The sequence below is a fragment of the Shewanella sp. SM68 genome (assembly GCF_025653925.1).
Taxonomy (GTDB): domain Bacteria; phylum Pseudomonadota; class Gammaproteobacteria; order Enterobacterales; family Shewanellaceae; genus Shewanella; species Shewanella oncorhynchi.
In genome coordinates this window covers 294,544-321,105 of the sequence record NZ_JAKKRU010000002.1, presented here as the reverse complement: position 1 = coordinate 321,105, position 26,562 = coordinate 294,544, and the positions used below count along the sequence as shown (strand labels likewise).

The 26,562-nt window shown below is 45.3% G+C and carries 22 protein-coding genes; 9 read left to right on the top strand and 13 right to left on the bottom strand.

The window, feature by feature from the left end; translation table 11 throughout:
* The first annotated feature begins 67 nt into the window (after positions 1 to 67).
* Positions 68 to 2,653, top strand: a complete 2,586-nt coding sequence (locus L5M40_RS04490; RefSeq protein WP_113939055.1) for a TonB-dependent receptor — start codon at positions 68 to 70, stop codon at positions 2,651 to 2,653.
* A gap of 128 nt (positions 2,654 to 2,781) precedes the next feature.
* On the opposite strand, the gene L5M40_RS04485 is transcribed toward L5M40_RS04490, so the two are convergent.
* From L5M40_RS04485 to L5M40_RS04465, 5 genes are all read right to left on the bottom strand, one after another.
* Positions 2,782 to 3,282 (bottom strand): DUF4447 family protein, encoded by a 501-nt coding sequence (locus tag L5M40_RS04485; RefSeq protein ID WP_168824748.1) that lies wholly within the window; start codon positions 3,280 to 3,282, stop codon positions 2,782 to 2,784.
* Between the two features lie 30 nt (positions 3,283 to 3,312).
* The gene (locus L5M40_RS04480) at positions 3,313 to 3,720 is read right to left on the bottom strand and encodes an SMI1/KNR4 family protein (RefSeq protein ID WP_113939053.1); all 408 of its coding nucleotides are present in this window, start codon (positions 3,718 to 3,720) and stop codon (positions 3,313 to 3,315) included.
* 173 nt (positions 3,721 to 3,893) lie between these two features.
* Complete coding sequence (locus L5M40_RS04475) at positions 3,894 to 4,679, bottom strand: RelA/SpoT domain-containing protein (RefSeq protein ID WP_198571878.1); 786 nt, start codon at positions 4,677 to 4,679, stop codon at positions 3,894 to 3,896.
* Between the two features lie 205 nt (positions 4,680 to 4,884).
* Positions 4,885 to 6,969 carry a M13 family metallopeptidase gene (locus tag L5M40_RS04470; protein WP_168824750.1) on the bottom strand — a complete coding sequence of 695 codons (2,085 nt, stop codon included), beginning with the start codon at positions 6,967 to 6,969 and terminating at the stop codon, positions 4,885 to 4,887.
* Positions 6,970 to 7,230: 261 nt separating this feature from the next.
* Positions 7,231 to 7,785, bottom strand: a complete 555-nt coding sequence (locus tag L5M40_RS04465) for a sugar O-acetyltransferase (RefSeq protein WP_263146524.1) — start codon at positions 7,783 to 7,785, stop codon at positions 7,231 to 7,233.
* A gap of 78 nt (positions 7,786 to 7,863) precedes the next feature.
* Between L5M40_RS04465 and rsuA the strand changes: the two genes are divergently transcribed.
* Positions 7,864 to 8,616, top strand: a complete 753-nt coding sequence (gene rsuA, locus L5M40_RS04460; protein WP_263171674.1) for a 16S rRNA pseudouridine(516) synthase RsuA — start codon at positions 7,864 to 7,866, stop codon at positions 8,614 to 8,616.
* A 71-nt stretch (positions 8,617 to 8,687) separates the two neighbouring features.
* Here the strand turns inward: rsuA and L5M40_RS04455 are convergent, their stop codons facing one another.
* The 3 genes from L5M40_RS04455 to L5M40_RS04445 are packed head-to-tail and all read right to left on the bottom strand — an operon-like array spanning position 8,688 to position 10,758.
* Entirely contained in the window at positions 8,688 to 9,644 is a 957-nt protein-coding gene (locus L5M40_RS04455) for a DUF4097 family beta strand repeat-containing protein (RefSeq protein ID WP_263171672.1), read from the bottom strand.
* The gene (locus L5M40_RS04450) at positions 9,641 to 10,225 is read right to left on the bottom strand and encodes an anti-sigma factor (RefSeq protein ID WP_219233832.1); all 585 of its coding nucleotides are present in this window, start codon (positions 10,223 to 10,225) and stop codon (positions 9,641 to 9,643) included. The genes L5M40_RS04455 and L5M40_RS04450 overlap by 4 nt, the downstream gene beginning before the upstream one ends.
* Positions 10,225 to 10,758, bottom strand: coding sequence for an RNA polymerase sigma factor (locus tag L5M40_RS04445; RefSeq protein ID WP_105250152.1), 534 nt, complete (start codon positions 10,756 to 10,758; stop codon positions 10,225 to 10,227). Before L5M40_RS04445 ends, L5M40_RS04450 begins: the two co-directional genes overlap by 1 nt.
* 439 nt (positions 10,759 to 11,197) lie before the next feature.
* Here L5M40_RS04445 and L5M40_RS04440 point away from each other — a divergent pair, with 439 nt between their 5' ends.
* A complete protein-coding gene (locus L5M40_RS04440; protein ID WP_263256279.1) occupies positions 11,198 to 13,060 on the top strand; it encodes a methyl-accepting chemotaxis protein in 1,863 nt (620 codons plus the stop codon).
* Between the two features lie 200 nt (positions 13,061 to 13,260).
* Here L5M40_RS04440 and L5M40_RS04435 read toward each other — a convergent pair whose 3' ends face one another.
* From L5M40_RS04435 to lolB, 3 genes are all read right to left on the bottom strand, one after another.
* Complete coding sequence (locus L5M40_RS04435) at positions 13,261 to 14,208, bottom strand: ribose-phosphate pyrophosphokinase (protein ID WP_006080255.1); 948 nt, start codon at positions 14,206 to 14,208, stop codon at positions 13,261 to 13,263.
* A 112-nt stretch (positions 14,209 to 14,320) separates the two neighbouring features.
* Positions 14,321 to 15,175, bottom strand: coding sequence for a 4-(cytidine 5'-diphospho)-2-C-methyl-D-erythritol kinase (gene ispE / locus L5M40_RS04430; RefSeq protein WP_263256278.1), 855 nt, complete (start codon positions 15,173 to 15,175; stop codon positions 14,321 to 14,323).
* 1 nt (position 15,176) lies between these two features.
* Positions 15,177 to 15,821 (bottom strand): lipoprotein insertase outer membrane protein LolB, encoded by a 645-nt coding sequence (gene lolB, locus L5M40_RS04425; protein ID WP_263256277.1) that lies wholly within the window; start codon positions 15,819 to 15,821, stop codon positions 15,177 to 15,179.
* A gap of 253 nt (positions 15,822 to 16,074) precedes the next feature.
* On the opposite strand from lolB, the gene hemA reads away from it, so the two are divergent.
* From hemA to prmC, 3 genes are read left to right on the top strand one after another with little or no spacing between them, the layout of a single operon-like run.
* Positions 16,075 to 17,325: a glutamyl-tRNA reductase gene (gene hemA, locus L5M40_RS04420; RefSeq protein WP_028761678.1), complete on the top strand. Its 1,251-nt coding sequence runs from the start codon at positions 16,075 to 16,077 to the stop codon at positions 17,323 to 17,325.
* A gap of 14 nt (positions 17,326 to 17,339) precedes the next feature.
* Entirely contained in the window at positions 17,340 to 18,431 is a 1,092-nt protein-coding gene (prfA, locus tag L5M40_RS04415) for a peptide chain release factor 1 (RefSeq protein ID WP_131523734.1), read from the top strand.
* Positions 18,432 to 18,433: 2 nt separating this feature from the next.
* Complete coding sequence (gene prmC / locus L5M40_RS04410) at positions 18,434 to 19,282, top strand: peptide chain release factor N(5)-glutamine methyltransferase (RefSeq protein ID WP_212599726.1); 849 nt, start codon at positions 18,434 to 18,436, stop codon at positions 19,280 to 19,282.
* Positions 19,283 to 19,649: 367 nt separating this feature from the next.
* Here prmC and L5M40_RS04405 read toward each other — a convergent pair whose 3' ends face one another.
* On the bottom strand, positions 19,650 to 20,201 hold the full coding sequence (locus L5M40_RS04405) for a porin family protein (RefSeq protein ID WP_263209309.1): 552 nt from the start codon (positions 20,199 to 20,201) through the stop codon (positions 19,650 to 19,652).
* 650 nt (positions 20,202 to 20,851) lie between these two features.
* Here L5M40_RS04405 and L5M40_RS04400 point away from each other — a divergent pair.
* The 3 genes from L5M40_RS04400 (at position 20,852) to L5M40_RS04390 (ending at position 24,801) form a co-directional block, all read left to right on the top strand.
* Positions 20,852 to 21,739 (top strand): pirin family protein, encoded by an 888-nt coding sequence (locus L5M40_RS04400; protein ID WP_263175844.1) that lies wholly within the window; start codon positions 20,852 to 20,854, stop codon positions 21,737 to 21,739.
* Positions 21,740 to 22,066: 327 nt separating this feature from the next.
* Entirely contained in the window at positions 22,067 to 23,443 is a 1,377-nt protein-coding gene (gene dbpA / locus L5M40_RS04395) for an ATP-dependent RNA helicase DbpA (protein ID WP_263175849.1), read from the top strand.
* Positions 23,444 to 23,727: 284 nt separating this feature from the next.
* Complete coding sequence (locus tag L5M40_RS04390) at positions 23,728 to 24,801, top strand: hypothetical protein (protein ID WP_263256275.1); 1,074 nt, start codon at positions 23,728 to 23,730, stop codon at positions 24,799 to 24,801.
* A gap of 192 nt (positions 24,802 to 24,993) precedes the next feature.
* Here the strand turns inward: L5M40_RS04390 and L5M40_RS04385 are convergent, their stop codons facing one another.
* Entirely contained in the window at positions 24,994 to 26,538 is a 1,545-nt protein-coding gene (locus L5M40_RS04385; RefSeq protein ID WP_131524303.1) for a DEAD/DEAH box helicase, read from the bottom strand.
* Positions 26,539 to 26,562 lie beyond the last annotated feature (24 nt).

Genomic DNA, 26,562 nt, shown 5'->3' with positions numbered 1-26,562 from the left:
ATTGTTAATTTATGGTTTTCTTATTGTTAAAATAATTTTAATGAGATAAATAAAACAAGGGAAATGTATGAACAGACCTCAGATTCTACCCAGTGCTTGTGCAATCGCAATTGCTATGGCATATGCGCCAACAGTGGCCCATGCTGCCGATAAAGGTGCAGAAAAAGTTGAACGTATTGAAGTAACGGGTTCCCGTATTAAACGTACCGATATTGAAGGCCCTTCCCCTATTCAATCGATCAGTAAAGACGATATTGCCAATATGGGATTTGATAACCTGCAGCAATTACTTGAACGCATGCCTGCCAATGGTGCTGGCGCGTTTTCTACCCGAGGAAACAGCCAAGATTCAACCGCCAACGGCGGCGCATCTATCAGTCTACGTGGTTTAGGCCCAGACGCGACCTTAGTGTTAATTAACGGTCGTCGTGTTGCGGCGAGTGCTTTTGCCGAAGGTATCACTAATTCCTTTGTTGATATCAATAATATTCCGGTATCAGCTATTGAACGTATCGACATACTGAAGGATGGTGCATCGGCTATTTATGGTTCTGATGCGATCGCGGGTGTGGTTAACATAGTTCTGAAAAAAGATATTGAAGGCATTGAGGTTAATCTTGGCTACGGTGATGCTTCAGGCACTGGCTACGATGAAACTACAGCGAATATGGTGTGGGGGATGAAGTCCGATAAGGGCAGTGCTTCCGTTATCCTCGACTATTTCAAAAATGACACTTTAGCTGCGACTGATTTAGGACGTTTTGGTGTTTCAAATCAATCACCTTATGGTGGTGAAGATTTTCGTTCTTCCCGTGGTTTTCCTGGGTATTTCTATGTTGATGGTGTTAAAACTATCGACCCTGCTTGTCCTGCTGATAGTGCAACCGCGAGTGGAAGTTGTTTATTTGAGTACGGCTCATACAATTTTGTTGCGCCGGCTGCGGAGCGCGTAGGGGCTATTGGCCAATTTGACTATCATTTTAATGATGATTTAACAGCATTTTTAGAGTTAGCGGCGCAGCACAATACCTCAATCGCAGGTGGAGCACCGACACCACTTGACGAGGATGCTGGTTTAACTGTACCTGGATCTCACCCGAATAATCCTTGGGGGAAAGATATTGAAATTGGTCGCTTCCGTACGGTTGATGCGGGCGCACGACGTTGGGATATTGAATCCGATAGTTTACGTTTAGTTGCTGGTTTACGCGGTGTAGTAAAAGAGTGGGATTGGGAAGCTTCTGTTCAAAAAGGTCGAAGTGAGTCGACTCAAACGGGTGATCGCAGCCAAGGCTGGGTAAGAACAGATTATTTGCAACGTGAAATTGATGCGGGTCGTTACAATCCTTTCGGCGGCACGATGAACTCACAAGAGGTCATTGACGCTATTACCACCAGTTTAGTACGCCAAGGCTTGTCAAACATGACATCTTATGCGGCTAACATATCTGGTCAAGCATTTACCTTGGCTGGTCGCGACATCATGATGGCGGCGGGAGCTGAATATCGCGAAGAAGATGTCAGTGATGTGCCCGATGAGCAATTCCAACGTGGATTGATTTTTGGTACTGAAGCTGTCTCTGCGGCGGCATCCCGTGAGCAATATGCCGCTTATATGGAATTATCTATTCCAGTCACGGATAACTTCGAGTTGCAACTCGCTGGTCGATATGATCATTACAGCGATTTTGGTTCAACGACTAACCCTAAAGTCGCCTTTCAATGGGGAGTGACTGACGAGCTAACGGCGCGCGCGTCTTGGTCTACGGGCTTCCGTGCACCCTCGTTAGCGCAAATCGGTCTTGGTCCATCTCGCGAAAGTAGTTTCTTTGTCGATACTTACCGTTGCGCTGCCGATAATGTTGATTGTGAAGCCTTAGATTACAACACTGAATTTGAAGGTAACTCTGAGCTGGATGCTGAAGAATCCGAAACTTGGAACGTCGGTATGATCTGGGCGCCGAGTCAGACGTTTGATGTGGGTTTTGATATCTTTAGCATCACGCAAGACAACAAAATTGATAAACAGCCATTAGGCGATATCTATACTGCAAATTGTAACGATCAAAATAGCACTGTGTGCGAGCGCTTAGCGCCACAGCTAGGTCAAACTTTAGGTCCGATCAGTATTATCCATTCAAGCTTTATCAACTTAAGCTCTCAAGATGTACAAGGGATGGATGTCTCTAGTCATTATGGTTTTGAGTTAGATAGCTATGGGGATTTGAAGTTTGGCTTAGAGTACAGTTACTTACATAATTTTGAGAAAGATGGTCTGGATTACACGGGTGAGTATAAGTTTCCTCAACATCGCTGGTTACTCACCACTAACTGGACTATGGATAATTTTGCCGCCAATATTAATTTGAGTTACATCGGTGAATTTGAAGATACTCCAGATATCAATTTCGATGGTGTACTTGATTTTGAAAGTAATAAGTCTCGTATGATCGACTCTCAATTATTGGTCGACATGTCTGGTACTTATCGCTTCAATGAAATGTTCAAGCTGACACTAGGCGTGAACAACGTATTTGATGAAGAGCCACCATTTGCTATCGGTGACGGTGATACGGATCTCTACGGCTATGTTATTTCAGTACATAATCCTATGGGCCGCTACATTTACACTAAATTCACGATGAACTTCTAACTACCGCTTAGCGTCATTTCATTCGGAATGGTGCGTCATTTATGATGGGTGGTGTGATCTCTAATAAAAAAGGCCAATAATGATATTGGCCTTTATTTTTATAGGGTTAAAACTTGTGACGGTTGAGTTTATAACTGAGTCGCTGCCCACTTTGCGCGACTTTCGCGGCTTTCACTCATTTTGGTCGGTTCACGGAAGGCTTTGTAGGCCTCCACGTCGAGAGCCACTAGGCTGACGTCGACTTCTAGGACCAGTTTGCACTCTTTCTTAATGCGCCAAGCTGCCGTGTTGTACAGCTCAGTAAAAGGCAGTGAACTTAAGAATTCGGGGTTGTATTGTGTGTAAACCGCTTGAGTGGGGTAGACCACGAAGGCTAAGTGACGCTTAGGTTCTTTCTTAAATAGTTCTTCGATACCATCGCAGGTGTTGAGCACTTGCATCTCAATGATGTCATCAATATCAAGCAGTTTCTTTTGCGCCAGATCAGGTGCCAGTTGTTCACCGCTTTCCCAGGCGAGTACATCGGCTTCGCTATGGTTAGTCAGAGCACCAACTTGAGCCGCGCTTAAGCTGAGTGACTGGCGTAAGTAGCTCATTTCGATGGCATTCAAGCCAATGTTCTTAGACATAATCGTGTTCTCAATGCAATAAAAGTAAAATTAGTATTTGATCTTTAACCAGATTTCTTCAACCCATTCCCAAAACGACTCCCAATAGATATCGGTAAAGTCGCCGTTTTTCCAGAAATGTACTTGACCATCTTGGTCGATACAGTAAAAAGCATCACCTTGCTGACAAATGGCAATCATGTCCCTTGGCATACCGATGGACCACGCATAGCAAGTCACTTCGGGCAGGTAGGTGTGCGAGTAGGGATCCGATGCTGTTACTGGCTCTATCGTGCCGTAAATCACATCACTGGCATACAGCAGGTATTCTTTTAGCTCCCTTGGCAATGAAATCAGGATTTGCTCTTCGACTTCGACGAGCTGCTCAAATGTGGGTAATTCGAGTGGTACAGGAACAGTTTCGCTGCGTTCTTGGAGTTGCTCAATAATGTCGTGCATGGCATTTCCTGCTGATAGGGCTATGGCGCGGGATTATATACTTAAAAAGACGTTCGATGCGAGAGAGTGCATTTTTCAGCTTATTTTTAATATGTTTTTTCAGGCACTGTAAAATATAAAAAAAGGCGCTGGCACCTTTACAGATAACCAGCGCAAGAGTGGAAGCTTTTTAGTTAAGCGACTGAGGCTCTTAATAAACTGGCTTCATCAACCCGTTTATAGTTAAGCCATGCCTTGTGGTACAACTTATGTGATTCTTGACGTAATTGGGCAATCTGCGCGAGTTCAAACTCACTTAGTGAACGTTGTTGTTTACGAGCATTGGCCTCAATCCTTTGTACTTTTTCATATACCTTGTGTTCAGGACCATTTTTGATATCAGCGATATCCTGTAGGTGTAACTGCACTTCAGCAATCATGCCTGATTGGGGTAAGCGTACCAGTAGATTGAGATCGCGATAGCCGGAGGCTTTAGGTTCGGCAAAGCGGTTTTTTTGTTTCACAACTTGGGTGTGCTCATTCAAAGTTTGGTAGGCCTGCATCAGATCTTGAATGCTGTCGGTCACAATACTTGCCCTTGCAAGGTCGGTAATTTGGCTGGCATCACCGTTAAATTTTGTGGCCACTTTATCGGCAGCTCTTTGGTAACTCTTTACTGGCGGAACAATCACTTGTGCCTGTGAATAATGGGCAATATTGGTGAGTAATTGGGCGAGTTCAGCTTGTGCATCATAGGCTTGGTGATGGAGCACGGATAAGTCATTCGAGGATTGATGAGGCGCATCGAAGGTCTGACTGCTGAGTGCATATAGACCTTGTAGGTCATGGCTTGATGCCTGTCTTGCACTGTAATTACCACGTTCTGCTTTACTGTCACTGATGTCGAGAGGATTTGCTACACCAGCGCGGCTCGATAATAAGAGTAGAAAAATAAAAAAAGTACGAAATAACTTAGTCATGCGGCCTACTTCCTTATGGGTGAGTTATTCAGGTCACGCACCCACCATAGGCTTCTATTGCTTAATTAAAGCTGAACCAACCATGAAGACTTGTTCATCTTGCGCATGGGGCTCAGTGGTTTAAGGAAATAAAAATGGCGCCACCTGTAACAGTGAGCGCCATTGTTGGCCAGCTTATGCCGCTGAACAGTGATTTAAATTTGGCTTACCAAATTTTTACGCGTTTCTCTGGTGCGATATACATAGCATCGCCAGGTTTTACATCATATGTAGTGTAGAACTCAGGCATGTTAGATAGTGCACCCAGTGCGCGGAATTCCGCAGGTGAGTGTGGATCGGTCGCTACGCGGTTACGCATGGCTTCTTCTTTGGCTTTTGCGCGCCAAATTTGCGTGAAGCCGATGAAGAAACGTTGATCGCCCGTTAAGCCATCGATAACGGGTGCATCTTTACCGTTAAGCGATTTCTTATAAGCACGATAAGCGATAGTCACACCTGACAAGTCACCAATGTTTTCGCCTAAGGTTAAGCTGCCGTTGACATGCAGATCATCAAACACTGCGTAACCATCGTACTGTGCGATTAGCGCTTTGCCGCGAGCAGAGAACTCTTTCAAGTCTTGCTCTGTCCACCAATCACGCATGTTGCCTTCGCCATCGAATTTAGCGCCTTGGTCGTCAAAACCGTGGCCCATTTCATGGCCGATTACCGCACCAATACCACCGTAGTTGACTGCATCGTCAGCCGCCAAATTGAAGAATGGTGGTTGCAGAATGGCAGCAGGGAACACGATTTCATTCATGGTTGGGTTGTAGTAAGCGTTAACCGTTTGTGGCGTCATGTGCCATTCGTCTTTATCGATTGGCGCGCCCAGTTTGGCTAGTGATTTAGCATGTTCAACTTCGCTGGCACGCATAGCGTTACCGACTAAGTCGTCTGCCTTGATGGTCAGCTTACTGTAATCTTCCCATTTGTTCGGGTAACCGATTTTCGGGTTGAATTTTGCTAATTTATCCGCCGCAGCCACTTTAGTGCTGTCGCTCATCCAAGTTAATTCTTTGATGCTGTCGCCGTAAGCACCACGCAGGTTTTCAACCAGTGCTTGCATACGGTCTTTGGCTTCTGGAGTGAAGTGACGTTTGACATACACTTTACCCACAACTTCACCAAGAACGCCATTGACGGCTGCAACGCCACGCTTCCAACGAGGTTCTTGTTCTTCTTGACCATTTAAGGTTTTAGAGAAGAAAGCGAAGTTTTCATTGTCTAACGCTTCACTTAGATTGCTCGCCGCGTGCGTCAGCACTTGCCATTGCATATAGGTTTTCCAAGTGGCTAACTCAGTCGTTTTTAAAACTTCGTTTAACCCTTGGATATAGCTAGGTTGGTTAACTATGATATCGGTTTGCTTGTCAGCGCCAAGAGCGGCTAAGTAGCCTGCCCAATCGATATCCGGTGCCAGTGTTGGCAGATCTTTGACTTGATATAGATTGTAGGTCTTAGTGCTGTCGCGGTTTTCTACCACATCCCAGTGCTTGGCAGCAATGGCCGTTTCTAAGGCTAAAATAGCTTCAGCACTGGCTTTAGGGTTAGCAAGACCCGCAAGGGTAAACATTTTTTCGATATGGGCGACATATGCCTTACGGATATTAACGAAGCGTTCTGATTCGTTAAAGTAGTAGTCTTTCTCTGGCAGGCTTAGGCCATATTGATAGAGATGCGTTGCGTAACGGCTAGAGTTTTTCGCATCGATATCGATATAAAATGCTATTGGGGTACCCGCGCCAGCGATTTGGCTGTGGGCGAAGTACTTCACTAATTCATTCTTATCTTTTAAGGCATTAATAGCATCAAATTCGCCTTGGATTGGTGTGACTCCCAGTTTATTGAGTGTCTCTGTATCCATAAATGAACGATATAAATCGGCCACTTTTTGCTCGTCTGTACCAGCGGCGAGATTGGGCGTTGCAGCCACTTCTTCGATAATAGCTTTTACGTCGTCACGTGATTTTTCACGTAAATCGTAGAAAGCGCCAATGCTAGTGCGATCGGATGGGATCTCAGTGTTTTTTAGCCAAGTGCCGTTAACGTATTTATAGAAATCGTCTTGTGGACGAATCGCTTTATCAAAATTAGCAAATTCAATTCCAGAACCTAGTGCTTGAGTCACTGCCGCTGCGGTGGCTGTTTTAGCAGTTTCAGGTGCTTTAACTTCGGCAGCCTTGTCATTACAGGCAGTCAGGCCTGCGATAAGTGAGGCACACAGTCCCCCAATGAGTACTTTTCTCATGTTGTTTCCTTCGAGTTTATTATTGTGCCCATTATTGGGGCTGTTATTTTGGCAAAATGGGATTGCTTCAGGCGCAATGAACTATGTTAATGCCTTACTAGGAATCGAAACAAGGTCATTACACTGTTTATCGTGGATTTATCTTGAGTGATATGTAACTAAAGGTTACCAGTGAGCATATTTAAGTCAGTAGCTGCAAAGTTACCGTATGCAGGCCTTTTCAGGTAAGTGAGCACTTCGATTTATCATTTTAAAATAGGGTTAATTCAGTTGCCTAATTAGTTTTGCAGGGTTACCTGCAATCACTGTTTTGGCTGCGACATTTTTAGTCACTACGGCGCCAGCACCGATGACGGCATCATCACCAATATTGATTCCTGGCATTATGATTGCGCCGCCGCCAATCCATACCCGTTTACCGATGTGAATCGCTTTAGCGGTTTCCAAACCTGAGCAACGTAGCTCGGCATCAAGTGGGTGACTTGAGGTATAAAACTGTACATTGGGGCCGACCATAGTCTGTTCATCAATAAAAATGGGGGCATTATCCTGCAAGGTGACATTGACATTGATGAACACTCTGTCAGCAAGAGTAAGATTGATGCCATAACTGATAAAAATCGGCGTGGAGATAGTTGCGACTGGCGATTTAAGGGGCAGAAGTTGTTGGCAGAGTTGGGTGTACTCAGTGCTATTTTGAGCAATCGTTTGATTTAATTGTCGATTCAGTCGCTGCTGTTGTGTTCTTAAACTTAAGAGTTCGCTGTCAAGACAATCATATTCTTGGCCTGTGATCATCTTTTGGAATTCAGTCATAGCATCTTTCCCTATGGTGATTACTGTCAATGCGTAAGGGCTAATATAGAAACACAGGTCGCGTTGAGCAGCAATTCTTTGCCCTTTGAACTGGTCGGCTTCATAATACGGCAGTTTTCTTTATTGAAGTTGAGTATTAACGTGCGTTTAGACAAATTTATCTGTGAGAGTACCTCACTGACTCGCTCATTAGCGAAAAAAGCCCTGCATCGCGGTGATATTACTTGTGATGGCTTAGTCGTTAAAGACTCGGGTTTTAAAGTGACTGAAGGTATGTGTGTTTGCCTTGAAGGCGAGCCGATTGTCTTAGTGGGCGAGCGTTATTTAATGCTTAACAAACCGGTAGACACTATTTGCTCGACGATAGATGAAACCTACCCTTCGGTATTGAGCTTAGTGGATGTGCCTAAGCCAGAAACTTTGCACATTGCTGGTCGTTTAGATGCCGATACTACAGGTCTCGTGTTGATTACCAGTGATGGCCAATGGTCGCATAAGATCACCTCACCGAAGAAAGAATGTGGCAAACGCTATTTAGTGCAACTCGCTGAGCCTGTGGATGCTAGTTTGATTGCGGTATTTGCCGCTGGCGTTGAATTGCGCGGTGAAGATGGTCTAACTAAGCCGGCGTTACTGGAGATTATTGATCCACAATTAGTGCGATTAACCATCACCGAAGGTAAGTATCATCAAGTGAAGCGTATGTTTGCCGCTGTGGGCAATCATGTGCAAGGATTGCATCGTGAAAGTGTAGGGCAAATTGAATTAGACCCCACCTTAGCACTGGGTGAATGGCGATATTTGACGGCTGAAGAGATAGCTTCAGTCTAACGAGTTTGATATAAAAAATGCCGCCCGAGTTTTGCTTTGGCGGCATTTTTATTTGTGCTAAATAGCTTTTATTACTGTTTCTTTAAAATCAGATTACCGCTGATGGTATTCATCTTCACGTTGGCAGCGCCAGAGCCTGTTTGGAATGATAACTCTGTGCTTGGTACATATTTTTGTTTTTGCGGTACATCTTGGGTTAAACCGTTGTTGATTTTTCCACCAGGACCCCCATCTAAGTTGAAGCTTGCATCGGGAACATCATTAAAGATCACGGTAATATCGCCACTCACACTTTCAAAATTTGCTTTGTTGAAGTTTTTAGCGAGTGACACTTGTGAATCTCCGCTGACGGTTCTGAGCTCGATTTCCTTGGTGACGCTAAAGTTAGCATTCACTTCACCTGAGACTTGTTCAATCGTGACTTTTTCTGCTTGAGTGTGGCTTTTTAAGTCACCGCTAACGAGGCGATAATTCATTTCTCCTTTACTGTCAGTGTCCTGAATCGTGCCGGATACGGTTTCTAATTTGATTTTTCCATCAAGTGCTTTGGTCGTGATATCGCCAGAGACTGTATGTAACTCAGGTTTACCACTTAAGTTGTTGGCGTTGATATTGCCGCTTACCGTATTCAAATCTAGTTCACCTTGAGTTTCGGCAACTTGCAGATTGGCAGAGATGGTATCTGCACTGAGTTTAACCGTCTTTGGGACTTTAATGGTGAGCTGTGATCCTTTGTCATTATTGCCATTATAGTGGCGAGGCATCTTGTCTTCGATATTGAGATTATTTCCCTGTTGCTCAAACACAAAGCCTTCGCTCAATTCATCTAATGTGCCAGTGACACTCACTTCACTCTTGTCCCATGTTTGAATGGTCACATCACCGCGTTGGACTTTGATCTGCAGTTGAGTGTCGCTGCTGACACTTAACTGTTTATCAACGCTTTGTGCTGCTAACACATTGCCCATTAAGCCTAAACAGAGTGTCGAAACCAATAGGCTAGCTTTAGTGAGATTGCGGTTGCTCATAGGGTGTTTCCTTGTGTCGAGTTTCTAATGGGTAATTTTTGGCCCTGTTGTAATAGGTCGAGCTCACGCTGCTGCACCCAAAGCCAGAGTTGCCAAAGTTGTTTATCGGTTGGATTCGCTTGTAAAGCTTGGTAAATCTGTGTTGCTGCGAACCTTAGCTCAGTTAAACCTTGCTCAACGGGTGCGCTGAAACTGCTCGTTTGCCACATTAGCGCATTTGGCGCCTGTTCTAGGTTGTCCACTTGCGCTTGGTGCGATGTTGCAATTTGGGTGAGTAATAAATGTAAGGCCGCATCCCCTGGTTGCTCTGGCATAGCTTGGTTCTGGGCAAGCTCTGTCTGCTGCATTATGAATGAGTTGAAATAGGGCAATTGGGTATATCCCAATGCCGCTAGAATAATAAACGAAGCCGCTATCGCCCAAGCGTGACTCTTCTGGGATTTGTACGTTTGGGCTATCAGCGTTTTATCCATGCGTTTTTCAATGCCTTGCCACAGATCATGTGTAGGCGACATCTCTTTGGGCGCGCTATTGATCAATTGCTCAAGCTGTTGTTCACGGGAAAGCGGCGTTAACGTCATTACAGCATCTCCTGTAGTAGTTGCTTAGCTCTATGGTATTGGGTCTTGCTGGTGCCGACGGCAATGCCAAGTAAGTCAGCGATTTCATCATGTTGATAACCTTCGATTGCACAGAGTACGAAAACCATGCGAGCGCGTTCTGGCAGTTTGAAAATTAACTTATCTAATCCGCTATAGCTGCTATCAGAGCTTAAGGGCTCAGTTTCATGTTCCAGCGGAATAAATCGTGACCAAAAGGACTTTTGTTTACGAATGCTGCTCAATGCTTGATTGACACAAATACTGTGTAACCAAGTGGAAAACTGACTCTCACCTCGAAATTGTGGCAACTTCTGCCACACTAAAATAAAACACTCTTGGGTAATTTCTTCGGCCATAGCGCTATGGCCGCAAAGGCGCAGTGATAGGGCGTAAATACGTTGGTAATGGCTTTGATACAGCAACTTGAAGGCAGTTTTGTCTCCTTGGCTCGCTAAGGTGACCAGTTCAAAGTCAGACATTGAGCCATTGAGTGGGAGGATCCCTGCTGTCACTGTAATTTCCTGCCATAATGATTGAGTGTTGTAGTTTTGACGCTGTGGGCGCTACAAAAGGTTTGGAACCTTAAAAAATATATTTTATTTAGATCAATTATCCAGCGTAACATTTTTGTAATTTGTAGTAGAATTCTCCCGAAAAAGTACTGCTAAGCTAATGAAGTAATTCATTTTATATCAATTGATATTATGACACTTACATCTGCTTTGAGACGGTATATTTAACGTAATTAAAACGAAATACTTTGTAGTAACGGTAGGGTATCACCCTGAAGAACTAAGTTAAAAATAATGCGGTACTCACAGTATGGGAGCTTAAATCGACAAGCTATCAAAGTATTTGATGTGAACTTTTAATGTATTGCTATGTTTGCGCTGTTAAAGGCTTAATTTCCAGCTATCTTTTTAAGATAGATTATATATTCGGGGACTTTCTATGTTAATCCGCTCAAAGTTGTTACTCAGTGCTGCAGTGTCTATTTCGGCACTAATTGCCATGTTTGGATTACAACTCTATTCAAATTCGGTGAAATCGGAACTTTCTAACGCGGCTCAAAGTGTGCTTGAGTTAGAGCGCGATGTTTTGATGCTGCGTAAAAACGAAAAGGATTTCTTCGCTCGTAAGGATTTAAAATATGTCGAGCTGCATAAGCAAAGCCACATGGCAATCGACAGTATTGTCCCCGAGTTAGAGAGAGTGTTTAAAGACTACGGTATGTCGACGGCATCGCTTGAAAGTTTCGACAGTAATTTAAATCAGTATCAAGCCGCTTTCTCTGAAGTGGTGTTACTACAGCAGGAAATTGGCTTAACACCTAAAACAGGTTTGTACGGCACATTGCGCACTGCGGTACATAATGTTGAAACGCTACTCAAGGAATTTGATCAGCCCGCACTCGAAGTGGCTATGCTACAACTTAGGCGTAACGAAAAGGATTTTATGCTGCGTCGTGAGTTAAGTTATGTTGAAACCTTCGATACCAATATTGGTAAGTTTAATGACAAGCTTCATGCCTCGAGTATCGATATTGATACTCAACGGAAAATTGAAGAGCTTATTACTCAGTATCAGAAAGATTTCAAAAGCTTAATTAATAAGGAGCAGCAACTTGGTTTGACAGAGAAGGATGGCACTATGGCGCGTCTTATCGCTGCTAACCTACAAACTGAAAGTAGTGCGAATGACTTACATAACTTAGCACTTAAGGCCATTGATGATGCTGAGAGTAGTAGTGTTAATGTCGGTATTACTGTGTTTATCTTTATTGCGTTACTACTATCAATCATTACCTACTTGATTATCCGCAGTATTATCGCGCCGGTTGAGCGTATCACGCAGATCATTTCTCGCATCGAAGTGAGTAAAGATCTGACATTGAGGTGCGATGCCTCCACCCAAGATGAACTTGGTGAAATTGCACAGCATTTCAATAGCATGGTGAGTAGCTTCCAACAGCTGATTGAGCAAGTGATTGAGTCGGTCGCAACGATTAACACTTCCTGTAAACGTGTTTCAGAAAATGCCATGCTCGCCTCCGAAGGTGTGGGCCAACAACTTAATGAGACCGACATGGTCGCAACAGCAATCACTGAGATGGGCGCAACGATTGAGGAAATTGCTAAAACAACCGAATTAGCGGCATCAAAAGCGGGTCAGACCCACGATAATGCCCAAAGTGGTCAATTAGAGGTTGAGCAAACGATACATAAAATCCAGTCACTTGCTGAGCAGTTGAATAGCTCAGCAGCGGTCGTTAACGAATTGGAACGTGACAGCGAGACTATCGGTAGCGTGTTAGATGTGATCCGCGGCATTGCTGAGCAGACTAACCTTTTAGCCTTGAATGCCGCGATTGAAGCGGCGCGTGCGGGTGAGCAGGGCCGTGGTTTTGCTGTGGTTGCCGATGAAGTGCGTAACTTAGCGATGCGGACGCAATCGTCAACCCAAGAGATTGCTAACATCATTCAAACCCTGCAGACGCGTACCCGATCGATTGTGCAATTGATGGAATCTAGCCAAAAACAAGGCGTTGAAAGCGCTGAACAAGCGGCAAGTGCTGGCGCTTTATTGAAGCTTATCAATAACGACGTGCGTAATATTATGGACATGAGTACTCAAATTGCGGCGGCTATTGAAGAACAAAGTATGGTGGCGGCCGAAGTGAACAAGAACGTGGTGGTGATCCGCGATATCGCTGAGGAGTCATCCCATGCGGCAGATGCAAATGCGTCCGCATCGGATGAGCTTAAGGCGCAGGCTGAGTTCTTATTCCGTGCGGTGAGTAATTTTAAAATCTAATGCGTAGAAGCCAGTTTACATCTGATGATCAGAAGCTGGCTTAAAAAATACACTAACAAAAACGCACTCCGAGGAGTGCGTTTTTATGTCTGAGTAATTAGCTCTGCAAGCTTAGTGATTCGTTAAAACAGCAAGCTGTGCATTGGAACCGCTCAGATTAGTCAGAACGTTCAGTGACCGAACTGTTAGCGACGGAACTATTAGTGACGGAACATGGCAGAAATAGACTCTTCGTTGCTTACGCGACGAATTGCCTCAGCCAGTACCGCAGACATAGTTAACTGAGTTACTTTAGCCACTTTCAACATTTCTGGGCTTAAAGGAACAGTGTCAGTCACAATCACTTCATCAATCACTGAGTTAGCGATATTTTCAGCCGCTTTGCCAGAGAACACTGGGTGAGTTGCGTAAGCAAATACGCGGTTCGCACCATGTTCTTTTAAGGCTTCAGCCGCTTTACACAGAGTGCCGCCTGTGTCGATCATATCGTCAACGATAATGCAGTCACGACCTTGAACATCACCAATGATGTGCATAACTTGCGCAACGTTCGCTTGTGGGCGACGTTTATCAATGATCGCTAAATCAGAATCATCCAACAGTTTTGCTACTGCGCGAGCGCGAACAACACCACCGATGTCTGGAGAAACAACGACTGGATTATCTAAGTTCTTCGCTAACATATCTTCTAGCAGCACTGGGCTACCGAATACGTTATCAACAGGAACGTCGAAGAAACCTTGGATTTGCTCAGCGTGCAGGTCACAGGTCAGAACGCGGTCAACACCCACGCTAGACAGGAAATCGGCAACCACTTTTGCAGTAATAGGTACACGGGCGCTACGAACGCGACGGTCTTGACGAGCATAACCAAAGTAAGGAATAACAGCTGTGATACGGCCAGCAGATGCACGGCGCAGCGCGTCAACCATCACGATGAGTTCCATCAGGTTGTCGTTTGTCGGCGCACAAGTGGATTGGATGATGAACACATCGGCCCCACGTACATTTTCGTTAATTTGGACACTGATTTCACCATCGCTGAAACGACCAACCACTGCGTCTCCGAGTTTGCAAAATAGACGATCGGCTATCTTTTTAGCGAGACTGGGGGTGGCGTTCCCAGCAAAGAGCTTGATGTCGGGCACTGTATGAACCTCAGGCGTTTGCTTTATATTTTAGTGGCTAGAGTAACGACGATGTAGGGACGGGAGGAACCCGAGGCGTTATCGTTAAGTGGTTACTCTAGAAGAAAGTAGTTTAAGGGTGACTGAGTCGCGTGATGAGCGGCGAAAGATTCATCCCTTGTGCAACAAATCCTTGCATTTCAGACGGTAATTTCGCCAAGGCTGCGAGAGCTTGTTGCTTTTGTGTGAATTCCCCGAACACGCATGCGCCTGTTCCTGTCATTCTCGACGGCGCATATTCTAGCAGCCAGCCTAATGCCTTGGCAACTTGAGGGTATTTAGAAACGACTAGTTTTTGACAATCATTTGCCCAAGGTTGGTTCATTAAGGTCTCTATGGCCAGTTTCGGGGTATCACGTGGTAAAAGTGGATCTTGGAATACTTCAGCGGTGGAAACATGGGCATCGGGTGCGATGATTAAGTACCAAGGCTCACTCGGATTTACCGCTTGTAAGCGTTCACCTACACCTTCGGCAAAAGCGGCGAAACCATGAATAAAAACAGGAATATCGGCACCAAGTTTAAGGCCGATTTTAGCCAGTTCTTCGGTCGATAATTGGGTGTTCCATAATGTGTTCAGTGCCACTAAAGTGGTGGCAGCATCTGACGAGCCGCCACCTAAACCTCCGCCCATGGGTAGACGTTTATCCAACCAGATTTCGGCGCCGCCAGTAAAGCCTGTGGTTTGTTGTAATGATTTTGCGGCTCGCAGAATTAAGTTATCGCTATCGGCGACAACATTAGAGATATTGGAGTGCAAAATCAGTTCTGCGGTATCAGTGACCTTAAAATCGAGCATGTCACAGTAATCAATAAACTGAAACAAGGTTTGCAGTTCATGATAACCATCTGCGCGGCGACCATTCACGTGTAAGAATAAGTTAAGCTTTGCTGGTGCTGGCCAATGGCGTGAAATTGCTGCGGGCATGCTAAGGTTTCTCTTCGAGTATGATTGCAGGCTTGCCGAGGGCTTGCCATTGATTCAATTGCAATTTGAGTTGTAAGTTACCACGCTCAAGCTTTAATTGATGGGGCACGTTGGCGCCGCTCTGGGATTGCCAACTTAAAAATGTGACCAGCCAAGGCGGTGGGGTTTGAGTGTTCGTGAGCTGTTTAGGTTTGCCTTGGCTATCGCTTTCAAGTACTTGATCATTTTGGCCAACTTGACCAGTGATCCACAAAGGTAAATCGGCCAAGGGGATGGACCAACCGCTGACGCGCTCGAGTAAACGCTGGGCATTATCGTCGCGAAAATCTTTGCCATTGATATGTAAATGGGCAGAGTTTGAGGTTGAATTAAGCGTCAACACAGTTGTACCTAGCATAGTCGTGAGTGTGAGTTCATCGCGATCTTCACTGTGGCGCCAGTAGATATTGGCACTGAGTTTATCATCGGGAGTTTTTATCGCGAGTTTTCCCTGTAATTCCCAAGCTTTGGCTTGGCGCGCATCATTGACTACGATTGGGCTTAAGTCAGTCATCGGCGGCAAGGTTTCACACCCCGCTAGCAAGAGTAGGGCGCTTAAGGTAAAACAAGAGAAAATGGTTTTTGTGAGGCGCTTCAAATTATTCATCTATGACTGATATACCAAAGTCCTTATGATACGAGGGCTTGGAAAGAATACCAATGCCAAACGTAAAATTTCCATCGGCGGTCACTTAGATTTGCTCCCTTGGGACAAATTTTGCCTTACCTATTATTGATAGAAAATTTAGGTAAGAAGTTAGACCTTTATTCGGTTTTGTTAAGCGTATTCTGTTTTTAGTTGGGCCAATTCAGTAGAATGCCCTTATTAAGAGAGTCGCCAAGAATCTAGAAAGAGTCAGATGAGCCTTGTAGCAATCGGTATTAACCATAAAACAGCCACGGTAGACCTGCGTGAGAAAGTCGCCTTCTCTCCGGACAAAATTCATGACGCTATGAAGAGTCTGGCCAGTCGTACACGCTCGGGTGAAGCCGTTATTGTCTCGACCTGTAATCGCACTGAGTTGTATTGCAACAACGGCGATGAGGCCGACATTATTGCGTGGCTTGAAGAGTATCACGGCCTAGATCATGAGGATGTAGCACCTTGTCTCTATAACTATCATGGTCAAGATGCCGTAAGGCATTTGATGCGCGTAGCCTCTGGGCTCGATTCTTTGATCCTTGGTGAGCCGCAGATTCTCGGTCAAGTAAAGCAAGCGTTCGTTAAGGCCAAAGAGGCTGGTACGGTTGCGCTAACCATAGATAGACTCTTTCAGAATACTTTTTCAGTCGCTAAGAAAGTCCGCACTGACACTGAAATTGGCGCCGCCGCAGTTTCAGTGGCATTTGCCGCGGTAAGCATGGCGAAACATATTTTCTCATCAATATCGACCACTAAAGTACTGTTGATTGGCGCAGGTGAAACCATAGAATTGGTTGCGAAGCATCTTAAAGACAACGGCGTGGCTTCAATGGTCGTAGCAAATCGGACGTTAGAACGTGCCCAAGGCATGTGCGAGGAGTTTGGCGCAACAGCAATTACACTGGCGCAGATACCAGATTATCTCCCAAAAGCCGATATCGTGATATCCTCTACCGCCAGCCCTCTGCCTATCCTAGGTAAAGGCATGGTCGAAAAAGCGCTAAAGCAGCGTCGCCATCAACCTATGTTATTGGTTGATATAGCAGTTCCCCGGGATATTGAGCCGGAAGTCGCCGATTTGGATGACGCGTTTCTGTATACAGTGGACGACCTGCATAGCATTATTGAACAGAATATGGCTTCTCGAAAAGAAGCCGCCGAGCAAGCTGAAGTAATTACTGAAGAACAATCTTTCTTATTTATGGATTGGATCCGTTCTTTAGAGTCGGTCGACAGTATTCGCGAGTATCGCAGCCAGAGCATGGCGGTAAAAGATGAGTTAGTGGAACGCGCCCTGAATAAATTAGCCCAGGGTTCAGACACTGAGCAGGTATTGATTGAACTAGCCAATCGCCTGACCAACAAACTTATCCACGCACCGACACAGGCCCTCACGGCAGCGAGTCGTCAGGGCGATTTGAATACTCTCGGTCAGTTAAGATCAGCGCTTGGATTAGATAAAAACTAAGGTTAGCGAGTTAAATGAAGGAATCCGTTATCCGCAAGCTGGAAGGCTTGCTCGAGCGCAATGAAGAAGTCATGGCTTTGCTGGGTGATGCTAGCGTCATTTCTGATCAAGACAGGTTTCGTGCGTTATCGAAAGAATATGCCCAGTTAGAAGATGTTGTTGCTGGCTTTAAAGCCTATCAGCAAGCGCAGGCCGATCTCGATTCTGCCAAAGAAATGCTGGAAGAAGACGATGCTGAAATGCGTGAAATGGCGCAGGAAGAGATGAAAGCCGCTAAGGCCAAACTCGAGCAGCTCGAAGACGAATTACAAATTCTATTATTGCCAAAAGATCCTGACGACGATAAAAATGCGTTCGTTGAGATCCGCGCTGGCGCAGGCGGTGACGAAGCGGCTATTTTTGCCGGTGATTTATTCCGCATGTACAGCCGTTATGCTGAAGCGAATCGCTGGCAGATCGAAATCATGAGCTGTAACGAAGGTGAACATGGTGGCTTTAAAGAAGTGATCATGAAGGTCAGCGGTGACGGCGTATACGGCAAACTTAAGTTTGAATCCGGCGGCCACCGTGTACAGCGTGTGCCAGAAACCGAATCCCAAGGACGTGTGCATACTTCAGCGGTTACTGTTGTGGTACTCCACGAAGTGCCTGAAGCGGAAGCGATTTCAATCAATCCAGCCGATCTGAAAGTCGATACTTATCGTTCATCGGGCGCGGGTGGTCAGCACGTTAACAAAACTGACTCAGCTATTCGAATCACCCATATTCCTACTGGGATCGTGGTGGAATGCCAAGATCAACGTTCGCAACACAAGAACCGTGCCCAAGCCATGAGTGTACTGGCCGCACGTATTCAAGCTGTTGAAGACGAAAAACGCCGTAGCGCCGAAGAATCGACCCGTCGTAGTCTGGTTGCCAGTGGCGATCGCTCCGAACGTGTACGTACTTACAACTTCCCGCAAGGCCGTGTGAGCGAACACCGCATCAACTTGACTTTATATCGCTTGAACGAAGTGATGGAAGGCGATCTCGATGCTATTTTATTGCCTCTGATGCAAGAGCATCAAGCCGATCAGTTAGCCGCACTGGCTGACGAGCAGGGGTAATTTTGTCAGATCAATCTAGCATAGCCGAAGCCCTGCAATGGGCTTATGTGCAGTTAGCATCAACCTCTGAATCCGCTCATCTGGATGCAGAGGTTTTGTTGTTATATTGCCTCAATAAAAGCCGCAGCTATTTGTATACTTGGCCTGAAAAATCCCTAACGGTTGAACAGTGGAAACGCTTCCAGCAAATGGTACAGAAACGCCAAAAAGGCGTACCTGTGGCACATATTGTCGGTGAGCGCGAATTTTGGTCGTTGCCTTTTATCGTCAACGACACCACTTTGATCCCGCGTCCTGACACGGAAATTTTGGTCGAAACTGCCTTGAACCTGCCGCTTTCCACCTACGCCAAAGTGCTCGATTTAGGAACTGGTACTGGGGCAATTGCGCTGGCGTTGGCGTCTGAGCGTGAGTCATGGCAAATCACCGCGGTCGATAAAGTCGATGATGCCGTGGCTTTGGCTATCGCAAACCGCGAGAACTTAAAGCTGCCACAGGTCGAAATTCTCCAGAGTGACTGGTTCAGTGCCGTGAAGTCGCGGGACTTTGATTTAATCGTCTCAAATCCGCCCTATATTGATGAAGCTGACGAACACTTGCACCAAGGTGACGTGCGTTTCGAGCCCCAAAGCGCGTTAACCGCCGCCGAGGAAGGCTTTGCCGATCTTTATTATATTGCCAACACAGCTCGAGATTACTTAAAGCCTAACGGCTATATCCTGCTCGAACATGGTTTTGAGCAGGCTGTGAAACTCAGAGCTAAGCTTATTGAACTGGGCTATGAGAATGTCGCCACAGTGCGAGACTTTGGCAGTAATGATAGATGCACTATGGGCAAATGGGCGGAGTAAGTTACTAAAAATAAATTCGATGACCCAGAGAATAATGATGAGACTTTAGACTTATTAACTTGTCATCTTAAATATAACGCTATTGCCAATCTGCAATAGCGTTTTTTATGTGTAGGTATTTTCTTAAAATAGTGTCTTCAGTGAATATAATATGACTATTCTTAGGAGATATAGTTATAGGATATAGTTTAATCAGCTGTGGAATGGGAAGTTTTTCTTCAGCATTTGCTATAAATTTTATATAGCGTTAATAGAAATAACGTAATTAATTATGATGAAAATGGATTTTTTCTAGAATTCTAAATTAAATTTTTATTGGAAACATAATGCCAGTATTTACTGGCATTAAGGTTTTAAATTTATAGCCTTAGAAGCTGTAGCCTATTCCTACAGTGAAGCTCGTCATTTCAAATACTCCAGAATCCTGGTAGGCTAATGTTGTCATAATTTCGAAGCCATTATAAAAACGACAACGCCAACCTAATGCGGCATATAAGCCATATCCATCGTCTGAATACTCATCTATAGTAATAACATCATCACCACTATTTCCGTAGTCATTCAATTGATAATTAGCTTTAGATTGAGATAATCCGGCCTTAAATATCGCATTATGTCTTGCTGATATTTGGTATGTATATGTGCCAGTAAGCCGAGAGGAATAAGAGTTCTCCAAAATGTAATCGTCAAAAACACCATGTATTGCTGCGGTAAAAGGCTCACTTTGAAATGGTGTGTAACCTACTTCAACTCCCCAATCTGGGGTGAATTGATAGCGATAGGCAAAGTCATAATGGGTAATCCCCCCATAGTCTTCTGTTAAGCCTAAACCCAAGCCTGCAGAGAAACCATGGGTTTCGTCTGCGCTAGATGCTGTAGTGGAAATGAGTAAAGCTAAAAGTATAAATAAGCGTTTCATTGTACTTCCTGTAATCACATTAATCCATGAACGCTAAAAGTAACAGATTTGGTTGCTAATTGTAAATGTTTTGATTTTTATTTATTTCGTATGGTCTCCCGATAAGTAGACAGATGTCAGTAAGTTTATATTGAAACAAATGTAATAATTTATTATTTCTTCTTAGACTTCAGTAATTCGCTATGTATTTTACTTGGTAAGCAGTAATTATTGTTAAATCCTCATTGTTTCTAAATGAACTAAATTAGATTTTTATAGTATTTTTTGTGTTGGTTGTATTTGTATACAGTGTGCGGAAATACATTTTTAATGAATGGAAGTTATTTCATTCAGATGTAAGGTTTGATTTTTATGTACTATAATAATTTAAATTTTTTTGTTAACGCTATTTTTGATAGCCACGAGTTCAAATCCGAAGTGCGAGATTTGGCAACTAAACCACTATTTTATTATCCAGTTATAACACTAGGTTACTCGCTCCTTCCTGCATACCGTTCTATTTTTTCGAATGTTTAGGTCGTGATTTCGCGTTATTCTTTTGTAAACTTCCTTGTTATTCTGCCTCCATCAGCAAAGCGTTTGCGTCTTGTGTTAGCCGTATGATCTTGGCGTTTCACGTATCGCTTTGCTCAACCGATAGGAGAGCAGCAATGAAAGTATTAAGTCAGTTTTCCGCCAAAGCCGCGATGGATGGCGATGGGGTCAATATTCGCCGTGTCGCCGATTTTGTGACGACTAAATTTGATCCTTTCTTGATGATCGACGAAATAAAATCCGATGATGAACAAGACTTTATCGGTGGCTTCCCCGCACATCCCCATCGCGGGATGGAGACGTTCACTTATATTCGTAAGGGCGGTTTTGAGCATCGCGACCAAATGGGTAATGTGAAGGCGATTCGTGCCGGCGATGTGCAGTGGATGAGTACCGGGTTCGGGGTAGTGCACTCTGAAATGCCTCTGGCCGATGCTGTCGATGGTCTGCATGGATTCCAAATTTGGGTCAATATGCCCGCCAAAGACAAGCTGCGTCCAGCGAAGTATCAAGATACTGCGGGTAGCGCGAGCGTTGAAGTGGCCAATGACACGGGTGCTAGCTTAAAAGCCTTAGCGGGTGATTGGGGCTTTAAAGATCAACCGCTTATTAGTGCAGCTATTCAAGGGTTAGCGGGCGAAGCAGCCATTGCTGATTTAAGTCTATCGCCAAATGCTGAGGCCACGCTTGATTTGTCTCAACATGAGTTTGTCGCCTTGTACTTGTACCAAGGTGACTTATATAAAAGCGATTCGAGTAAAGGCGAAGATTCGCAGTGGTCATCTGCTTCAAATCAACATCATCAAGGCGAGTTTTTAGTGATCGATAGCCAAAGTGTGCTTAAGCTTAAAGCCGATGAGCGCGGCGCTGGGATGCTACTGTTTGCGGGTAAACCTATCCGTGAAAAGATCGTCCAGATGGGTCCCTTTGTGATGAACACCCAAGCGGAGATTCAGCAGGCGATTCGCGATTACCAAGAAGGGCGTTTCGGCCAGATCGCGTAATTTGTTAAATCTGCCGCACTGAGCTAATTCTAAATCCAAGCCTAAGCCCTGTATTCCTGCAGGGCTTTTTTGTTGCTGTTTACGCCTGCTATGTCTATTGCTTAAGGACTTGAGGCAAAAGCCGCGCTTTGTTGCTACAATAGCCGTGCTTTTGGGTTGAGCGAGCCTAGCGCTTAAATCTAAACTCAAGCTAGCCTAAAACTAACCTGAATCTTGATAGACCAGTTTAATCGATAAGTAACGCAATTTCAGTAACCTAGCAGCCGCTTCGTTACCCACCACAGGATATTCACCTTGAGCAACTCTGATACTAAGCCTAATCCATCAATGGCTTTTTCGACTCTTAAGCTAAAACCCGAACTGCTTGAGAACCTTTCTTCTATGGGCTACAACGAGATGACGCCAATTCAGGCGCAAAGTTTGCCACCCATTTTAGCGGGGCAGGATGTGATAGGTCAGGGTAAAACTGGCTCGGGTAAAACGGCCGCCTTTGGCTTAGGGTTACTGAACAAGTTAGACGTTAAACGCTTTCGCATTCAAACCTTAGTGTTATGCCCAACCCGCGAGTTGGCCGACCAAGTGGCGCAGGAAATCCGTACCCTTGCCCGTGGTATTCATAACGTTAAAGTACTGACACTTTGCGGCGGCGTGCCTATGGGGCCACAAGTCGGCTCGCTGGAACACGGCGCGCACATTATCGTGGGAACGCCGGGTCGTATCGTCGATCACTTAGATCGTAACCGCTTAGATTTAAGCAATCTCAATATGTTAGTGCTCGATGAAGCCGATCGCATGTTAGAAATGGGCTTCCAACCCGCCCTCGATGCGATTATCGAACAAGCCCCGCGTGAGCGTCAGACGCTGCTATTTAGCGCGACGTTCCCGGAGCAAATTCAATCGATTGCTAAGCAAATCATGTATGACCCAAGCATGGTTAAAGTTGAAGGTCATCACGACAGCTTGAGCATAGCCCAACATTTCTATCATTTAGATGATGACAAGGCGCGTATGCAAGCGCTGCAATTATTGTTGTTAGAACATAAGCCTGAAAGCGCTGTGGTGTTTTGTAATACAAAACGCGAAACCCAAAAAGTGGCCGATGAGCTTGAAGGCTTAGGCTTTAGCGTATTGGCTTTGCACGGCGATTTAGAGCAAAGAGACAGGGACGAAACTCTGCTGCAATTTGCTAACAAGAGTGCCTGTGTTTTAGTGGCGACCGACGTTGCCGCCCGTGGTTTAGATATCGATGCGCTGGATGCCGTGTTTAATTATCATGTCGCCTACGACACCGAAGTGCACATTCACCGTATCGGTCGTACTGGCCGTGCGGGCAGTAAAGGCGCCGCTTATACCTTCTATAACGATCAAGACGGTTACAAAATTGCCTTGTTAGAAGAGTATTTAGAGCGCGAAATCACCAGCGAATCACTACCATCAGAAAGTCTGCTCGGCAACACGCCTGCAGCCCCAACCATGATCACTTTGCAGATCGATGGTGGTAAGAAGGAAAAACTGCGTCCAGGGGATATCTTAGGCGCGCTGACAGGCGAAAACGGTATCGAAGGCTCACAGGTGGGTAAAATCCAAGTGACTGATTACCGCGCCTATGTGGCCGTAAATCGTAAGGTTGCCAAGAAAGCACTGAACAAAATTACTGGTGGCCGCATTAAAGGAAAATCTTACCGCGCTTGGCCAATGAAGTAAGTTTGGCTTGAGTTGAATCGTACCTCGATTTAATTCGCTCTATTTTTAAAGGGAATAAACTCAGGTTTATTCCCTTTTTTGTTGGGTTTTATAGCGGTAGTCACTACACCTTTGTGCCTACTTCACCGCGAATCTTATTGGGCGATTAAGTAACACTTTGTATTTGTCTGCTTAATTGATATGCCCCTCAGCTTGCCTGTGTTAGAAGTGATTCTGAGTAAAAAATAAATGAGCAGATAAACGGCTTTGTCAGGTGATAAGGCGTGCATCGGTTTGGAGTATTTATGTTTCGATGGACTATTTTACTAAGCATCTTTTTAAGCGCAGCGAGCGTTGCATCAATTCAGCCAGAGCCGCAACCGGAGTCTAAGTCAGAGTCGCAACCGTTACAGCACTTCATCTACATTAATCATCGTGAGGCTAACGGAGAAAACATTCGTGCCGACAAGGCGCTGCGCGATCCCCGTTTTGGCGGTGCGCAGATTGTTTATACTTGGCGCAGTTTAGAGCCTAAGCAGGGCGAATATGATTTCAGCGCGATTAGGGCCGATATTGCGTATCTCGATTCGATAGGCAAAAAATTGTGGATCCAGCTGCAAGAGAAATCCTTTACGCCCAGAGTCAATGTGCCGCGCTATTTGCTCGATGATCCTATTTATCAAGGTGGTGTGTTGAAGCAAAGCATGTTGAGTGCACCAGAGCGTGATCCCAATAAACCGGTGACGGATGATGAGTATGGCTGGTCTGCCAAAATGTGGGAGCCCTCAGTGCGTGCACGTTATCAACAATTGGTGCGTCAACTTGGCCAAGAGTTTGATGGGAAAATTGCGGGCATTAACTTTAGTGAAAGCTCAATTGATGTGGGGACTGAAAACGCCGATGGAACGACCACCTTTCCCAGTGATTTTAATCCTAAAGCCTATATCGATGCGATTGGCGAGAATATGCAGGTATTAGCTGAGTCATTTCAGCATTCAACCGCTATGGTGTATTTGAACTTTTTGCCAGACGAATGGCTGCCATGGAATGACAAAGGCTATATGCGAGGCTTATTTGCGCAAGCCAAATCGCTCAACATGGGTGTGGGTGGCCCAGATTTGATGCCTTACCGTAAAAGTCATATGGCACAAAGTTATGCCTTTATTAAAGATTACCCTGCGACACTGGTGAAAGGTATGGCGGTGCAAGACGGTAATTTGCGGCAGATTAATCCTAAAACGGGTAAAAAGAATACTGTGCCTGAGCAGTTGGATTTTGCGCAAAACTACCTAGGCTTAGACTACATTTTTTGGGTTGAAGATGAACCCTATTTTACGGATGAAGTCCTGCAGCAGTTGCCAGATACAAAGGCGAATTAACTTAGGTTGCCGTTTTAGGCTGTTTTTAAGGCAGTGATTGTTCAAGCCGATTATTGTTCAAAGCGTAGATAACGAGCTAAACATCAAAATAAACAAAGACAAACAAAAACGCCCAATTCCATATGGAGTTGGGCGTTTCTGTTTAGGACTTAATACGGCTAAATCGCTAAGCAAGTTCGCTTAGCTTTTGCATTAATCCTGTGAGTGTCTTGGACGACTCGCACCATTATTTGGGCGACGGGTGTTTTTCTTTGGGCCATTGGCGTAAGGATTCTCACCCGCTTGGCCACGATTCTCGCCAGCACCTGAACGGCTTTCAGTTGGACGACTAGCGCCTGCGCTATTGGCTCGGCCATCGTTTGAACGTGGTGGACGAGGTTTGGCATCACTGCGGGGTGCGCTACTGGCTTCGCCGCTGTGTCTTGGATTCTTGTCGTTTGGCTTGTGACCGCGCGCGACGTCACCGCTGCGTTGACCGTCTTTATGCTCGGCGCTTCTTGGAGCACCATCGCGTGAGCTAGGTTGGTTTGAGCTGCGGGTATTTCTACGGCTTGGTACTGATTTACCGCTACTTTTTCCACCGCCACCTAAACGTGATTCTGGCAATTCATGGTTAAAGCCTTCAACCATTTCACGGTCTAATACGCGATTGATTAAACGCTCGATATCGTTTAGCAGTTTGATTTCTTCGTTACTTACCAGTGACACGGCTTGACCCGATGCGCCAGCGCGGCCAGTACGGCCGATACGATGCACATAATCTTCTGGCACGTTCGGTAAGTCGAAGTTAACCACTTGTGGCAATTGGTCAATGTCCAAACCGCGGGCGGCGATATCGGTTGCTACAAGTACGCGAGCTTGACCATTTTTAAAGTCTGCCAAGGCTTTAGTACGGGCGGTTTGGCTCTTGTTACCGTGGATAGCGGCGGCTTTGATACCTGCCTCTTCAAGGCTTTTCGCCAGACGGTTAGCGCCATGTTTAGTGCGCGAGAATACCAACACTTGTTGCCAATCGTTTTGCTTGATGAGTTGGATCAAGAGTGCCGATTTTTGGCTCTTATCAACTGGGCAAACCCATTGTTTTACTGTGGTCGCTGCCGCGTTACGTGGCGTGACCGAAATTTCGACCGGATTGTTGACTAAGCCTTTTGCCAGCTCACGAATTTCATCGGAGAAGGTGGCTGAGAACATCAGGTTTTGACGTTGCTTAGGTAAAATGGCCAAAATCTTACGGATGTCGCGGATAAAGCCCATGTCGAGCATGCGATCGGCTTCATCTAACACTAAGATTTCAAGCTGGCTGAATTTCACCGCTTTTTGATTATATAGATCCATCAATCGACCAGGCGTCGCGACTAATACATCGACACCGTGGCGCAATTTCGCGATTTGTGGATTGATGGGCACGCCACCAAATATCACCGCTGAGCGCAGTGGTAAATTCTTACCATAGGTTTCAACACTTTCTGCAACCTGAGCTGCCAATTCGCGTGTCGGAGTTAACACTAATGCGCGCACTTGGCCTGCTTGGGCACGGTTACCTTTACTCAGGAGTTCGAGCATAGGTAGGGTGAAACCTGCTGTTTTACCTGTTCCTGTTTGGGCGGCCGCCATCACATCTTTGCCTTGAAGCACAGCCGGAATTGCTTGAGCTTGGATTGGCGAAGGTGTGTCGTAGCCTTGTTCGGCAACGGCTTTAAGTATCGGGGCCGATAAGCCCAGGGAGGTAAAACTCATAGATTGGTCTCTTGTGGCAACACT